This window comes from uncultured Cellulomonas sp. (genome assembly GCF_947494015.1).
GTDB lineage: Bacteria > Actinomycetota > Actinomycetes > Actinomycetales > Cellulomonadaceae > Pengzhenrongella.
Map to the genome: position 1 here is coordinate 41621 of NZ_CANLTL010000004.1, position 15145 is coordinate 56765.

General features: G+C 75.2%; 12 protein-coding genes. 7 read left to right on the top strand and 5 right to left on the bottom strand.

Translation table 11 applies throughout. The features are described 5' to 3' along the window. Window positions 1-49: 49 nt before the first annotated feature. Window positions 50-1456 (bottom strand): glycoside hydrolase family 5 protein, encoded by a 1407-nt coding sequence (locus Q0840_RS05665; RefSeq protein ID WP_298457357.1) that lies wholly within the window; start codon window positions 1454-1456, stop codon window positions 50-52. 157 nt (window positions 1457-1613) lie between these two features. Here Q0840_RS05665 and Q0840_RS05670 point away from each other — a divergent pair, with 157 nt between their 5' ends. The 3 genes from Q0840_RS05670 to Q0840_RS05680 all read left to right on the top strand — a co-directional run bounded on the left by Q0840_RS05670 (window position 1614) and on the right by Q0840_RS05680 (window position 6442). After that, the gene (locus Q0840_RS05670; protein WP_298457361.1) at window positions 1614-2645 is read left to right on the top strand and encodes a LacI family DNA-binding transcriptional regulator; all 1032 of its coding nucleotides are present in this window, start codon (window positions 1614-1616) and stop codon (window positions 2643-2645) included. A gap of 189 nt (window positions 2646-2834) precedes the next feature. Continuing rightward, window positions 2835-4190: an ABC transporter substrate-binding protein gene (locus Q0840_RS05675; protein WP_298457363.1), complete on the top strand. Its 1356-nt coding sequence runs from the start codon at window positions 2835-2837 to the stop codon at window positions 4188-4190. Between the two features lie 50 nt (window positions 4191-4240). After that, entirely contained in the window at window positions 4241-6442 is a 2202-nt protein-coding gene (locus Q0840_RS05680; protein WP_298457365.1) for a hypothetical protein, read from the top strand. 13 nt (window positions 6443-6455) lie between these two features. Here the strand turns inward: Q0840_RS05680 and Q0840_RS05685 are convergent, their stop codons facing one another. After that, on the bottom strand, window positions 6456-7346 hold the full coding sequence (locus tag Q0840_RS05685) for a Gmad2 immunoglobulin-like domain-containing protein (protein WP_298457367.1): 891 nt from the start codon (window positions 7344-7346) through the stop codon (window positions 6456-6458). 108 nt (window positions 7347-7454) lie between these two features. Here Q0840_RS05685 and Q0840_RS05690 point away from each other — a divergent pair, with 108 nt between their 5' ends. Continuing rightward, window positions 7455-8051, top strand: a complete 597-nt coding sequence (locus Q0840_RS05690) for a DUF488 family protein (RefSeq protein WP_298457370.1) — start codon at window positions 7455-7457, stop codon at window positions 8049-8051. Between the two features lie 32 nt (window positions 8052-8083). On the opposite strand, the gene Q0840_RS05695 is transcribed toward Q0840_RS05690, so the two are convergent. Genes Q0840_RS05695 through Q0840_RS05705 form a run of 3 tightly spaced genes read right to left on the bottom strand, consistent with a single transcriptional unit; the run spans window position 8084 to window position 10502 of the window. After that, window positions 8084-8998, bottom strand: coding sequence for an SDR family oxidoreductase (locus Q0840_RS05695; protein ID WP_298457372.1), 915 nt, complete (start codon window positions 8996-8998; stop codon window positions 8084-8086). Next, entirely contained in the window at window positions 8995-9177 is a 183-nt protein-coding gene (locus tag Q0840_RS05700) for a DUF1059 domain-containing protein (RefSeq protein ID WP_298457374.1), read from the bottom strand. Before Q0840_RS05700 ends, Q0840_RS05695 begins: the two co-directional genes overlap by 4 nt. Continuing rightward, complete coding sequence (locus Q0840_RS05705) at window positions 9174-10502, bottom strand: EAL domain-containing protein (RefSeq protein ID WP_298457378.1); 1329 nt, start codon at window positions 10500-10502, stop codon at window positions 9174-9176. Before Q0840_RS05705 ends, Q0840_RS05700 begins: the two co-directional genes overlap by 4 nt. Before the next feature lie 258 nt (window positions 10503-10760). Between Q0840_RS05705 and nirB the strand changes: the two genes are divergently transcribed. From nirB to cobA, 3 genes are all read left to right on the top strand, one after another. Further along, the gene (nirB, locus tag Q0840_RS05710; protein WP_298457381.1) at window positions 10761-13391 is read left to right on the top strand and encodes a nitrite reductase large subunit NirB; all 2631 of its coding nucleotides are present in this window, start codon (window positions 10761-10763) and stop codon (window positions 13389-13391) included. 86 nt (window positions 13392-13477) lie between these two features. Beyond that, window positions 13478-13873, top strand: a complete 396-nt coding sequence (gene nirD, locus Q0840_RS05715; protein ID WP_298457913.1) for a nitrite reductase small subunit NirD — start codon at window positions 13478-13480, stop codon at window positions 13871-13873. Further along, a complete protein-coding gene (gene cobA, locus Q0840_RS05720) occupies window positions 13870-15144 on the top strand; it encodes a uroporphyrinogen-III C-methyltransferase (RefSeq protein WP_298457383.1) in 1275 nt (424 codons plus the stop codon). The genes nirD and cobA overlap by 4 nt, the downstream gene beginning before the upstream one ends. Window position 15145: the final 1 nt, after the last annotated feature.

Genomic DNA, 15145 nt, shown 5'->3' on the forward strand with positions numbered 1-15145 from the left:
GGCCCGTCGGCGCCGGCGTGAGCTCCGGCGCGAGGTCGTGCGCGCGCCCTCAGACCGGCTGCTGCGCCGCGGGGGACAGCTCGGCGCGCAGGAGGTCCTCCAGGGCGGATCGACGCACGCACCGGTCGAGGGCGAACGACCCGGCGAGCGGGCCGACGTCGGCCACCCCCACGTCGCCGAAGCGCTGCGCGAACTCGTCGACCAGCGGCTCGGCGAGCAGCAGGTGCCGCACCAGCAGGTTGATCCACGGCTTCGCGCCCCACGGGAAGGGGTCGAAGTCGGGGAACTCCCTCGCGAAGAGCTCCTCGACCGGCGCCAGCACGTCCCTGATGCCCTGCTCGGAGCCGCCCCACGAGTCGGTGCCCAGGCGCCGCTTCTTCTCCAGCACGGGACGGATGCGGTCGAGGTAGGGGCTGTCGGTCGCGGCGTGCACGAGGCCCTGGGTGCCGACGTCCTTGTAGGTCCACAGGCTCCAGCTGGCTCCGTGCTCCCGGTACAGGTCGAGCTGGTCCCTCAGCAGGCGCAGCGCGCCGGCGTCCCGGTCGGCGTCGCCGGTGTACAGCGGGCCGAACTCGCCGATCCAGATCGGCGTGCCCGTCCGGCGCATGAACGCGGTCCGCTCGAGGAACTTGGCCTCGACGGTGCCGCGGTCGAAGTGCTGGCCGCGGGTCTGCCCCGGGTAGCGGCTCTCGGTGGCGATCCCCGGCAGCGCGTAGTCGTGCGCGGTGTAGACGGTCTGGTCGAAGACGTCGGTGAACACCGAGAAGTCGGTGGAGTACCGGTTGCCGTCCAGGAACAGCACGTGGCCGGGATCCACCGCGCGGATGGCGCGCTCCAGGCGCGTGTAGAACGGCCCGATCACCTCGCCGCTGGGGTCGGCGGGCTCGTTGAGCGGGTTGTAGCCGGCGACCCACGGGTTGTCCCGGTAGCGCGCGGCGAGTGCCTCCCACAGGTGCACCACGCGGTCCTGGAAGTGCGGGTGGGTCCAGAAGTGCGCCCAGTGCGACGGGTTGTCCGAGTGCCAGTTCTGGTTCTGGTACCCGGGGGCCGAGTGCAGGTCGAGGATCGTGTAGATCCCGTGCGCGGCGCACGCGTCGACCACCTGGTCGAGCCGGCGGAAGCCGGACTCCTTGAGCCGGAACGGTGCCGCGTCGTCCTCGACGTGGTGGTAGCTGAACGGCACCCGCAGGCAGGTGACGCCGAGACCGGCGAGGTAGGCGGCGTCCGCGTCGCCGAAGAAGTCGGTGAGCAGCCGGTCGAAGAACGCCTCGGACGCCTCGGCGCCCATGCTGCGGCGCATCGCGCGGCGCAGCTGCGACTCCGTACCGGGGTGGCCGGTGATGAAGTTCTCCATCGTCATCCAGCCACCGAGCCCGAAGCCGCGCAGCAGCACCGTGGCGCCGTCGCCGTCCACGAGCCGGTCACCCTGGACGCGCACCGCATGCCGGTCGTCCACTGCTTCCTCCGCACCGAGGGATGACCGGCAGGGGGTAACCGGTTACCATCACTCTAGGTCGCAGCAGCGGTGCCGTCCACCGCGTTCGGCCGCACCCCGCCGTACCGCGAGCCCGACCCGACCGGGGCCGCGCCGCCGCGCACCACCAGGAGGACCCGTGTCGGCGACCATGCGCGACGTGGCCCGGCGGGCCGACGTGTCGGTCAAGACGGTGTCCAACGTGGTCAACGACTTCCCGCACGTGCGGCCGGCGACCCGCGAGCGGGTGCTGGCCGCGATCGCCGAGCTCGGGTACCAGATGAACTTCACCGCTCGGAACCTGAGCCTGGGGCGGACCGGCATGATCACGCTCGCCATCCCCAAGCTGCGCCTGCCCTACTTCGCCGAGCTCGCCGACGAGGTCATGGGTGCGGCCGAGGCCCGGGGCTACACCGTGCTGATCGAGCAGACCGGCGGCGTGCGCCAGCGCGAGATCGACCTGCTGGCGAGCGAGCGGCGACGGATGACGGACGGCCTGGTGCTGTCGCCGATCGGGCTGCGCGCCGGGGACGGTCCGCGGCTGGAGACCGGGTACCCCGTCGTGCTGCTGGGTGAGCGGTCGCTGGACGCGCGGGTCGACCACGTCGTGATGGCGAACGTCGCGGGCGCCCGGGCGGTGGCCGAGCACCTGCTGGCGGCCGGGCGCCGACGGATCGGCCTGGTCGGCTCGTACGAGGCCGGCAGCGAGGGTGCCGGCTACCTGCGTACCCGGGGGTTCCTCGAGGCGCTCACCGCGGCGGGGCTCGAGCACGACCCGGCGCTGACCGCACCCGCCGAGGACTGGACCCTGGAGGCGGGAGCGGCGGCGACGCGGCGCCTGCTGGACAGCGGGGTGCAGGTCGACGCCCTGTTCGGTCTCAACGACGTGCTCGCCCTGGGCGCGATGCGGGTGCTGTTCGAGCGCGGTCTGCGCGTGCCCGACGACGTCGCGGTCGCCGGGTTCGACGACATCGAGGAGGCCCGCTTCTCCCGGCCGAGCCTGACCACCGTGCGGCCCGACCGCGCGCAGATCGCGCGCCATGCGGTGTCGCTGCTGGCGGAGCGGATCGCGGTCGGCTCCGGCGACGGCGTACCGCCCGTCGGTGGCCCCGCGTTCGTGGCCGACTACGCGCTGGTGGTCCGGGAGTCCAGCGCTCCTGCCGGCCGCTGAGCGCCCGGCGCACGCGGGTCACGGGCCGGTCACGACCCGCCCTCCGGGCGTCGCCGTCCTTGACCGGTCCGGACCCGTGTGCTGCACTTACACCGGTGTAAATGGCCGGGTTCCATCCCGGCGGTGCGAGCAGGGCACGCACCCGACGCACACCCGACGCACACCGCAACGACGCGGGGAAGGGCCACGATGCGACACACACGAGGTACTCGGACAGGGGCACGCAGCACCGCGCGCCGCGCGCTCGTCGGCGCCGTCGCCACCGCCGCGCTGCTGACGACGGCGGCCTGCGGGCAAGGGGCGCAGACGTCGGGGGAGCCGGACGCCGGCGCCCCGGCCGACCCCGACGAGCCCGTCACCATCCGCTTCGTCTGGTGGGGCAACGAGGAGCGCGCGCAGATGACCAACGACGCGGTCGACGCGTTCGAGGCCGCCAACCCCGGCATCGTCGTCGAGACGGAGTCGGTCGACTTCAACTCCTACTTCGACCGTCTCGCGACCGGCGTCGCCGCGGGCGACGAGCCGGACGTGATCACCATGGGTGGCGCGTACCCGCGTGAGTACGGCGACCGGGGCGTGCTGCTCGACCTGGAGACGGTGTCGCAGGACCTGGACCTGTCGACGCTCGACGAGAGCGCACTCGCCAACGGGTACTTCAGCGACACCCAGTACGGGGTGCCGACCGGCGTCAACACCTACGGGCTGATCGTCAACCCGGCGGTCTTCGAGGCCGCGGGCGTGGAGCTGCCCGACGACGAGACCTGGGACTGGGACGAGTTCGTCGACATCGCGACCGAGATCTCGGCGAACACCCCCGAGGGCACCTACGGCGTGGAGGACCCGACCTCGCCGGACACGCTGGACCTGTACGCCAACCAGCACACCGGGCTGGGCCTGTACTCGCCCGAGGGCACCGTGGCCATCGAGCCGTCCACCGTCCAGGACTGGTTCGACATGACCACCACGCTCATGGAGCAGGGTGCCTCGCCGCAGGCGAGCATCACGGCGGAGCTCGCCGGCCAGCCGGCGCCCGAGCAGACGCTGCTCGGCCGCGGGCTCTCGGCGATGAAGTTCGGCTGGTCCAACCTCCTGACCGCCTACAGCGAGGCGGCCGGGCAGGACATGATCATGCTGCTGCCGCCGGGGGAGTCGAACCACGAGGGTCCCGGCGTGTGGCTGCAGGCGTCGCAGCTGTGGACGATCAGCAAGAACTCCGAGCACCCGGAGGCGTCGGCCAAGCTCATCGACTACCTGGTCAACTCCACCGAGGCGGCGGACTTCCTCGGCGCGAACCGTGGCATCCCCGCCAACGCCGAGGTGCGCGAGCACCTGTCGGCGGACCTGACACCCGTGCAGCAGACGGAGTTCGACGTCATCGAGCGGGTCGGTGAGCACGCCGACGGCGACTTCGTGGTCGGGCCGACCGGGTCGACCGAGAGCGTCGCGATCCTCACCCGGCTCAACGACCAGGTGCTGTTCGACCAGATCGAGCCGGCGGCCGCCGCCGAGCAGTTCGTGGCCGAGCTGACGGCCGCCGTGTCCTGACCCGCCCACCCGGCCCGGCAGAGCCCGCCTCGTCCCCCCAGGAGTGCTTCGTGGCTGCGATCGACCGTCAGGCCGTGGTCCGGCGGCACACCGTCCGGGTCGCCGGCGTCGACCCCCGCTCACCGCTCCAGGTCGGCAACGGCGAGCTCGCCCTGTCCGTCGACGTCACCGGTCTGCAGACGTTCCCCGAGCTGTACCCGGTGCCCGACCCCGCCGGCGGACCGACCGGGACGCTGCTGGGCACGCAGTCGCAGTGGGGATGGCACAGCGTCCCGCGGCCGGCCGGGGCGGACCTGGACGCGACCCGGCGGCCCTACCGGACCCCGCGTGGCGAGGTGCGCTACGTCGACGCGGCACCGCTGAGCGGATCGGACGACTCCGCGCTCGACGAGGCGACGCTGTGGCTGCGGGCCAACCCGCACCGGCTCGACCTGGCGCGCATCGGCCTGCTCGTCCCGGTCGACGCCGACGACGCCGGCGGTCGTGCCGGTGACCACCGGGCACCGTCCCCGGACGAGCTGGGGGCCAGCGAGCAGGTGCTGGACCTGTGGACCGGGACGGTGACGAGCCAGGTGGTGCTCGCCGGGAGGCGGCTGCGGGTCACCACGGCCTGCCACCCGGCCCGCGACGTCCTCGCGGTCCGGGTCGTCGTGGACGACGCCGCGCCCCCCGGGGTGGCGGTGCGCCTGGCCTTCCCGTACGGGTCCGAGTCGTGGAGCAACGCCGCCGACTGGACACGGCCCGGAGCCCACCTCACCGAGCTGACCACCCGGCCCGGCGGCGGGCAGGTGCTGCGCCGGCTGGACGGCGCGGCCGGTCCGGCCGGCGTCGAGGGGGCGGCCGGCGTCGAGGGGGCGGCCGGCGTCGAGGGGGCGGCCGGCGCTGACGGCGTCGGCTACCGGCTGGACCTGCGCACCGGCGCGCGGCACGCGGTGGAGCAGACCGGCCCGCACGAGGTCGTGGTGTCCGACTCCGGCCGCGTGCTCGAGCTGGTGGTGGCGCTGGCGCCCGGTGGGGCGCCGGTTGTCGACGGACCGGTCACCGTCGACGGCGTGCTCGACGCCGCTGCCGATCACTGGCCACGCTTCTGGGGCAGCGGAGCGGCGCTCGACCTGGCCGGCAGCACCGATCCGCGCGCCCACGAGCTCGAACGGCGCGCGGTCCTCTCGCAGTACCTCACCGCCATCCAGTGCGCGGGGTCGTTGCCGCCGCAGGAGACCGGGCTGGTGGGCAACAGCTGGCGCGGGCGGTTCCACCTGGAGATGCACTGGTGGCACGCCGCCCACTTCGCGCTGTGGGGACGGCCCGAGCTGCTCGAGCGCAGCATGGCCTGGTACGACGCGGTGCTGCCGCGCGCCCGGGCCACCGCGCGGCTGCAGGGCTACGCTGGCGCCCGCTGGCCCAAGCAGGTGGGTCCGGACGGCCGGGAGAGCCCGAGCGACATCGGGCCGTTCCTGCTCTGGCAGCAGCCGCACGTCATCCACCTCGCCGAGCTGCTGCGCCGAGCCGGTGACTCCGCGCGGGTCGTGCAGCGGTACGGCGACCTCGTCGAGCAGACCGCGCGGTTCATGGCCGACGTGGCCGAGCCCGGGCCGGACGGGTACGGGCTCGGACCGCCGCTCATCCCGGCGCAGGAGTCGTACGCCGCGCTGCGCGACCGGGTGACGAACCCGCCGTTCGAGCTCGCGTACTGGGCGTGGGCGCTCGGCGTGGCGCAGCGGTGGCGGGTGCAGTCCGGCCACCCGCCGGAGCCCCGCTGGGACGAGGTCGGCCGGGGCATGGTGCGCCCGCTGGTGCGGGACGGGGTGTACGCGGCGATCGGCGTCGAGCCGTTCACGATCCGCACCGACCATCCCTCGATGGTCTACGGGCTCGGCGTCGTGCCGGCCACCGACGTGCTCGACCCGGCGCTGGTCCGGGCGACGCTCTCCTCGGTCATGGCCGACTGGGACTGGCCCAGCACGTGGGGATGGGACTACCCCGCACTGGCGATGACCGCGACGCGGCTGGGCGACCCCGCCCTCGCGGTCGACCTGCTGCTGCGGGACGAGGCCAAGAACCTGCACCTGCCCAACGGCCACAACCGCCAGACCGACCACCTGGCGGCCTACCTGCCCGGCAACGGGGGCCTGCTGGCCGCCGTCGCGCTGATGGCCGGCGGGTGGGACGACGACGGCGGCCGCCCGGCTCCGGGCTTCCCCGACGACGGGACCTGGGTGGTCCGGCACGAAGGGTTCGTGCCGGCGCCCTGAGCCCTCCGCCGGCCTACTGCACCACGACGGTCCGCGAGTCCGTCATCGGTGTCCCGCCCGCACCGTCGGACGGGTCGCTCTCGCTGATCACGACCGTGTAGGTGCCCGGGTCCAGCTCCACCTCGAAGGAGTAGGGCGCGAAGGTCTGGCCCTCGGCGGTGGTGGTGAAGCCGGACCGCACCTCGGCGCCCGAGCCGTCCAGGACACGCCAGAGCAGGTTCGCCTCGAACACCGCCGCGTCCCCGGCCACGGTCACCGGGGATGACGTGGTGGCGCCCTGCGCCGGGGTGTCGATCTGGACGAGCTGACGGACGTCCAGCGGGTCCGCCCGGCTGATCGGCTCGGTCCAGCTGACCGCGCCCCACAGGTCACCGGCCGGCTCGCCGTCGATGGTCAGCAGCACCCCGGCCGTCGGATCGTCGGCGGCCGCCGTGGCGGTGTGCACGAGCTGCTGGACCATCCGCGCGGCGCCCTCCGAGCCGATCGACGCGGTGCGCGCCTGCTCGCTGAGGTCCACGACGATCGTCGAGCCGTCCCGGGTCACGCCCAGCACCTGGGTGGCCGGGTCCCAGGCGGTGCTGTAGTCCGGGTCGACCGGCCCGGCGATCATCGCCTCGACCGCGGCGCGGACGGGGTCCGCGGCGTCGACCTCGCGCGGTTCGTGGGCGAGCCGGATGCCGGCGCGCGTGTCGACCAGGTAGGAGACCATCACCGTCTGCGTGGCCGGGCTCGTCGGGGTGGCCGGCGAGGAGGCGGTCGGCGACGGGCCCGGGGAGGCCGCCGACGTCGTCGGTGGGGCGGAGGTGGGCGCGGCGGCGTCCGTGCCGTCGGAGCACCCGGCCGCGACGGCGACCACGGTTCCCAGGGCGACGACGAGGGCCGCGGCGCGGCGCTGTGCTCGCATGGTGTCCTCTCCGAAGACGGTCGTTGACCAGCGACTTTACCCCGCCTTGGCCTGTGCGCACCACCGCGTCGGGTGGCGTGGCGACCGAGCGACGGACACCCTGGCCGGATGCCGCCGACCCTGCCGACGCTGCTCACCTTCGGGCACGGGACCGCCGACGCGGACCGGATGCTGGAGCTGCTGCACGTCGCCGGCGTCACCCGGCTGGTCGACGTGCGGCGCTTCCCCGGCAGCCGACGACACCCGCACGTCGCGCGCGACGCTCTCGAGGAGTGGCTGCCGGCGGGCGGGGTGGCCTACCGCTGGGAGCCGCGGCTCGGCGGCCGTCGGCGGGTGGAGCGGTCGCCCGACGAACCGGCCGCGGACCCGTGGTGGCAGGTCGAGGCGTTCCGCGCGTACGCCGCGCACACCCGCACGCCGGAGTTCCGCGACGCGATGGCCGACCTGCTGGCCGACCTGCTGGCCGAGCTGCCGGCCGACCTGCCGAGCGGCGCCGCGCCGCCCAGGGGGCGCACCGCGGTGATGTGCAGCGAGACGCTGTGGTGGCGATGCCACCGGCGGCTGGTGAGCGACGTGGCGGAGCTGCTGCACGGCACACCGGTCGAGCACCTGGGCCATGACGGGCGCCTCACCGCGCACCGCCCGGCCGACGGTGCCCGGGTCACGCCCGACGGCCTGCGGTACGACCTGGTCGCCGGCTCGTAGGCGTCCGACGCGCCGCCGTCCGGCACGGACGATCAGCGCCCGGTCAGCACCTGACGCAGGGACAGCGGCCGTCGGCCGGTGAGCCGTTCGACGTCGCCGGTCACCGCCGCCAGCTCGCCTCGGGCGATGGCCGTGTAGGTCGACACCCACGCGTCCAGCTGCCAGCGCGGTGCGCCGGACGGCGCACGGGACGCGTACGCCTCCTCGACCGTCTCGTCCTCGAACCGCACCGCGCGGCCGGTCACCTCGGTGACGACCCGGGCGACGTCGGCCAGGGTCAGCGCCTGCGGACCGGTGAGGTCGTAGGTGCGGCCGTGATGCGCGTCCCGCCCGGCGGGCCCGTCAGCCCGACCAGCCGACCCGCCGCCGGCCGGACTGCCGGTGCGCACGTCGGTGAGCACGTCGGTGAGCACGGCGGTCGCCGCGCGGGCGACGTCCGCCCGCGCCACCGCGCCGACGGCGCCGTGGCCGGCCGGGCCGCGCAGCACGCCGTCGTCGCCGGCGAACTCCGGCAGCACGTCGAGGTAGAGGCTGTCGCGCAGGACGGTGTGCGCCATCCCGGACGCCCGCAGGTGCTGCTCGGTCGACCAGTGGTCACGGGCCAGCGTGAAGGTGGCGTCCGGTGCGGCGCCGAGGAAGGACGTGTACACCACGTGCCGGACCCCGGCCGCGGCGGCGGCGTCGACCGCGGTGCGGTGCCGGTCGACCCGGTCGGCGCTCTCCGAGGCCGACACCAGCAGCACGACGTCGACCCCGGTGAGCGCCGCCCGGACGGCGGGGCCGTCGTCGTAGGCGGCCACCGCGACCGTGGCGCCGGGCAGGTCCGGCGCCCGGCGGGCGTCCCGGACCACGAGCCGCTGCGGGGTGCCGGCCGCCGCCAGCGCCCGGGCGACCAGGCCACCGACGTGGCCGGTGGCGCCGGTCACGGCGACCCGGGGCGCGGTCACGCGGTGGTGCGGATGACCGCGCGGATCCGGCTGATGAGGTCGTCGGGCATCTGGGGCTCGGTCAGGCCGTGGTCGTGCTGGGCGTGGACCGTGCACAGCGCGAGCATCTCGTCCTCCCCGTCGACACGGAAGACGGCTCCGCAACCGGGGACGACGTCGCCGCAGGCGTACTCCTTCATGACAGCTCTCCTCGAGCTCGGGCCCCGACGCTGGATGTCGGGGCGGGGGACGGGTGCGCGACCGTGAGCGGGCCGGCACCGTGCTGGAACCGCACGGAGTGGTCGGCGAGCTCCGCCAGGCGGAGCACGAGCCGTTCGGGCCGCAGCACGCCGACGTGTCGACCCAGGGCGTCGCTGCACACCACCGGGTCGAACCGGGTCGCGGGGAGGCGGGTCATGGCCCGGGTCGCCACGTCGGTGAGGTCGGCGGTGTCCGTCGTGCGCAGGCTGACCGGCACGACCTCGGGCGGCCCGGCCGTCGCCCCGGCGGCGGCCTCGTCGTCGCCGTCGGGCCGGGGACGACGGACCAGGCACACCGCGCGCTGGTGCCGGTCGACGACGACGACGAGGTCCTCGCCGGGTGCGTCGGCGAACGGCGGCACCGCCGCGAGCAGCTCCTCGTCGGTGATCGTCGCCGTCCGCTCCACGAGGCCGGCGACCGAGTCGACCCGCTCCCGGCGGTCGGCGAGCGACCGGATCATGGCCGCCTGCTCCGGCGGCACGGCCGCCCAGCCCGGCGACGGCCGGCCGAACAGCCAGCCCTGGGCGAGCGGGATCCCCAGCCGGACGAAGGCCGCGAGCTCCTCGGGGCGCTCGACGCCCTCGGCGATCAGGACGGCGTCCAGGCGTCCGGCGAAGGCCCCGAGCAGCTCGGTCACGGCCAGCTTGACCTCGTCCCGGTCGGCGTGGTCCACCAGGGCACGGTCGATCTTGACCATCTCGGGACGGATCAGCGCGATCTGCTGCAGGCCCGAGTAGCCCGTGCCGGCGTCGTCCAGCGCGATCACGGCACCCTTGGCCCGCGCAAGGGTGAGCAGTGCCGTGAGCGGCTCGTACTCGTCGACGCGCACGTGCTCGGTCAGCTCGAGCACGAGGCGGCGCAGGTCCGGCGCAGCGCGCAGGAGGTCGGCGAGCTCCGGCTCGCACAGCAGGTGGGGGCTGACGTTGACGGACAGGAAGCAGTCCGCGGGCACGTCGGGCAGGACGCCGATCGCGGCCCGCAGGACCCGTGCCTCCAGCAGGGCCCCGACGCCCTCCCGGTCGGCAGCGGCGAACCACCGGTCCGGGCTCAGCGCGGGCGGCCCGTCGAACCGGGCGAGCGCCTCGTAGCCCGCGACGACGCCGCGGCGCAGGTCCACGATGGGCTGGAAGACGAGCCGCGGCTGGTCGGGCTGCTGCAGCACGCGGGCGACGTCCGGGGTGTCGTCGTGCTCGGCGGGCGACCCCGACGGCAGCGGCGTGCGGGCGGTGGGCACGTGCGTGGGCCGGGTCACGTCCTCGGGCACCGTCCCCCCTGACCTCGGCGTCACCACGCCCCTGCTCGCGCAGCACGGGTCGCTGTCAGGCGACGGTAGTCGACGTCGGGCACGTGGACCCATCGTCAGGGGGGCGCGCGACCTGAGGACTTCGGCTCACACGGACCCGCGCGGCGCTGTGCGGACCGTGTTTCGCGGTGGTAACGCCCGCGAACCTTCGGTGACACACGGGCTCTCTAGCGTCGTCGCAGCGGCCCACCCCGGGCCGGATGCACCCGGAGGACCCGCATGCACCCTGACGTCGAGACCGCACCGCCCGCCGGTCCGCTCGACGCCGCCCCGCGACGCCTCGTCGTGGTGGGCGGCGGGATGGTGGCCCAGCGCCTGGTCGAGGCGGTCCGTGACCGCGACGTGGACGACCGCTGGCAGGTGACGGTGCTGGCCGAGGAGCCGCGCGCGCCGTACGACCGGGTCGCCCTGACGTCGTACTTCTCCGGCCGGGACCCCGAGGACCTCGCGCTCGGCGACCCGGGCCTGTGGGACGACCCGGCGGTGCGCCTGGTGCGCGGCGCCCGGGTGGTGGACGTCGACCGGGCCGCACGCACCGTGCGCGTCGCGGACGGCCGCACCTGGGCCTACGACGAGCTGGTCCTCGCCACCGGGTCCAGCGCCGCGATGCCACCGATCGAGGGCAACGACCTGCCCGGCGTATTCGTGTACCGCACGATCGACGACGTGGCCGCGCTGCGCGGCTGGGTCGAGCAGCAGGCCGCGCGCGGGCGACCGGTCCGCGGCGCCGTCATCGGCGGCGGCCTGCTGGGGCTCGAGGCGGCCGGTGCGCTGCGGGCGCTGGGTGCGACGTGCACGGTCATCCAGGTCGGCACGCACCTCATGTCGGCCCAGGTGGACCTCGGCGGCGGCGAGGCGCTGCGCCGGCTGATCAACCGCCTCGGGGTGGCGGTGCGCACCGGCACGGTCACCGAGCGGATGCGGGTCGACCGCCGCGGCACCGTCGGACGGCTGGACTTCGCCGACGGCGGCCGGCTCGACGTGGACGTCGTCGTGGTCGCCACCGGCGTGCGGCCCCGCGACGAGCTGGCCCGCGCCGCCGGCCTGGAGATCGGGGCGCGCGGCGGCGTCGTCGTCGACGAGGCGTGCCGGACCGCGGACCCGCACGTGTGGGCCGCGGGCGAGGTGGCCTGCATCGACGGGGCGTGCCTGGGCCTGGTCGCGCCGGGCTACGCGATGGCGGAGGTGGTCGTCGACCGGCTGCTGGGCGGCAGCGCCGTCTTCCCGGGGGCGGACACGGCGACCAAGCTCAAGCTGTCCGGCGTGGACGTCGCCAGCTTCGGCGACGCCTTCGCCCGCACGCCGGGTGCGCTGGAGCTGGTGCACTCCGACCCGGTGGCCGGCGTCTACACCAAGCTCGTGCTGTCCGACGACGCACGCACGCTGCTCGGCGGCGTGCTGGTCGGCGACGCGTCGGCGTACGCGAGCCTGCGCCCCATGGTCGGCCGTCAGCTGGCCGGCGACCCGTCGGCCCTCCTGCTGCCGGGCAAGGACCCCGCCTCCGGCGGCGACCTGCCCGACGACGCCACCGTGTGCTCGTGCAACAACGTGACCGCCGGCACCGTGCGCGGCGCGGTCACCGACCACGCGTGCACCGACCTCGGCGCGGTCAAGGCGTGCACCAGGGCCGGCACGAGCTGCGGGTCGTGCCTGCCGCTGGTCAAGAAGCTCCTGGGCGCCGAGCTGACCCGAGCCGGGATCACGGTCTCGCACGCGCTGTGCGAGCACTTCGCGATGTCCCGCCGCCAGCTGTTCGACGCGGTCCGGGTCACCGGCCTGCGGACCTTCAGCGAGATCGTGCAGCGGCACGGCCACGGACGCGGCTGCGACATCTGCAAGCCCGTGGTCGCCTCGATCCTGTCCTCCCTCGACGACGGCCACGTGCTGGACGGCGAGCGCGCCGCCCTGCAGGACACCAACGACCACGTCATGGCCAACCTGCAGAAGGACGGCTCGTACTCCGTGGTCCCGCGCATCCCCGGTGGCGAGATCACCCCGGAGGGTCTGCTGGTGATCGGGCAGGTCGCGAAGGACTACGGGCTCTACACCAAGATCACCGGCGGGCAGCGGATCGACATGTTCGGCGCCCGCATCGACCAGCTGCCGGGCATCTGGAAGCGCCTGGTCGACGCGGGCTTCGAGTCCGGGCACGCCTACGGCAAGTCGCTGCGCACCGTGAAGTCGTGCGTCGGCTCGACGTGGTGCCGCTACGGCGTGCAGGACTCGGTGGGCCTGGCCGTCGCGCTCGAGCTGCGGTACCGCGGCCTGCGCAGCCCGCACAAGTTCAAGCTCGGCGTGTCCGGGTGCGCCCGGGAGTGCGCCGAGGCCCGCGCCAAGGACGTCGGGGTGATCGCCACCGACAACGGCTGGAACCTGTACGTCGGCGGCAACGGCGGCTTCACCCCGCGGCACGCGCAGCTGCTCGCCGAGGACCTGGACACCGACACGCTGGTGCGCACGATCGACCGGTTCCTCATGTACTACATCCGCACCGCCGACCGCCTGCAGCGCACCGCCCCGTGGATGGAGGAGGTCGACGGCGGCCTGGCCGGGGTGCGCGCCGTCGTCCTGGACGACGCCCTCGGCATCGCCGCCGACCTCGACGCGAGCATGGCGCGGCACGTGGACGCCTACGCCGACGAGTGGAAGGCGACCCTGGAGGACCCCGAGAAGCTGCGCCGGTTCGCGTCGTTCGTCAACGCTCCGACGACACCCGACCCGTCGCTCGCCTACGTGGCCGAGCGTGGGCAGGCCCGGCCGGCGACGGCGACCGAGCGCGCCGAGCTCGAGCGGTCGACGGCCGGCGGCCCCGTGGTCGTCGCCGGCACGACGTTGGCGGTGCGGTCGTGACGGGGCCCGTCCAGGTGCCGGTCCAGGTGCCGGGCGACGTGCCCGTCGAGGCGCCGGTGGACGGCCCGGTCGACGTGCGGGTCGACGTGCGGGTCGAGGTGCGCGGCGCGGCGCCCCGGTGGACCGCGGTGTGCCGGCTCGACGACCTCGCACCCGAGCGCGGCGCCGCGGCGCTGGTCGACGGCGAGCAGGTGGCGCTGTTCCGGCTGGTCGACGACACCGTGCTGGCCGTCGAGCAGCGCGACCCGTTCAGCGGCGCCCACGTGGTCTCGCGCGGCATCGTCGGTACCCGCGGGGACACCCCCACGGTCGCGTCCCCGATGTACAAGCAGGTGTGGGACCTGCGGACCGGGCGGTGCCTGGACGCGGTGGGACGCGAGCCGCAGGACCTGCGGACGTGGCCGGTGCAGACCGACGGCGACGTCGTCCTGGTCGGCGGGCCGGGTGCCGTCCCGGGACCCGCCGAGGGGGCCGCACCGTGACGACGCTGCTCGGGATCGACCTCGCCGGGCGCTGCGTCCTCGTGGCCGGCGGCGGACCGGTGGCCGCCCGCCGGGTGCACGGGCTGCTCGCCGAGGGCGCGTCGGTGCGGGTCGTGGCGCCCGCGCTGTGCGAGGACCTCGCCGACCTGGCCGCGGCGGGCGCCGTCCGCTGGCGCTGCGACGGCGTCACCGAGGCGGACCTGGACGGCGTGTGGCTCGTGCACACCGCGACCGGGGACGCCGCCGTCGACCAGCGGGTGGCCGGCTGGGCTCAGACCCGGCGCGTCTGGTGCGTCAGCGCCGGCGATGCCGCCGTCGGGTCGGCCCGCACGCCCGCGGTGACCCGGGCGGGCGATGTCGTCGTCGGCGTGGTGTCCGACGGCGCACCGGACCCGGGCCGCAGCCGGGAGGTGCTGCGGTCGGTCGCCGAGCACGTCCGGTCCGGCGGCGCGGACCTGCGGCGCCGCCGCCGGCCGGACGGTGCCGGACGCGTCGTCCTGGTCGGTGGCGGTCCGGGCGCGGTGGACCTGCTCACCCTGCGCGGGCGCCGGGCGCTCGCCGAGGCCGACGTCGTGGTCACCGACCGGCTCGGGCCCACCGACGTGCTCACCGAGCTGCCCGCCGACGTCGAGGTGATCGACGTCGGCAAGACCCCGGGCCACCACCCGGTGCCCCAGGACGAGATCAACCGCGTCCTGGTCGAGCGCGCCCAGCGCGGGCAGACCGTCGTCCGGCTCAAGGGCGGCGACCCGTTCGTGTACGGACGCGGCGGCGAGGAGGTCCTCGCGTGCCGGGAGGCCGGCGTCCGGGTCGAGGTGGTCCCCGGGGTGAGCAGCGCGCTCGCGGCTCCCGCGGCCGCCGGCATCCCGCTCACCCACCGGGGCACGGTCACCGCCTTCCACGTCGTCAACGGCCACGACGGGCTGGACCTGGCGGCGCGGGTCGCGGTGCGGGACGCGACGGCGACCGTGGTCGCCCTCATGGGGGTCTCCGTGCTGCCGGACATCGCCGCCGCAGCGCTCGCCGAGGGCGCCGATCCCGCGACCCCGGTCGCCGTCGTGGAGAACGGGGCGACGCCGCAGCAGCGGGTCACCCGGGCGCCGCTGCACGCGATCGCCGAGCAGGCGCGTCGGGTCGGCGTCCGGGCGCCGGCGGTGATCGTCATCGGCGCCGTCGCGGCACCCGGCCTGCTCGACCCCGGGCCGGCCGACCGCCACCGGCCGGACCCCCACCTGCCGGACCCCGCCCGGCCCGGGACGATGGCACCGTGAC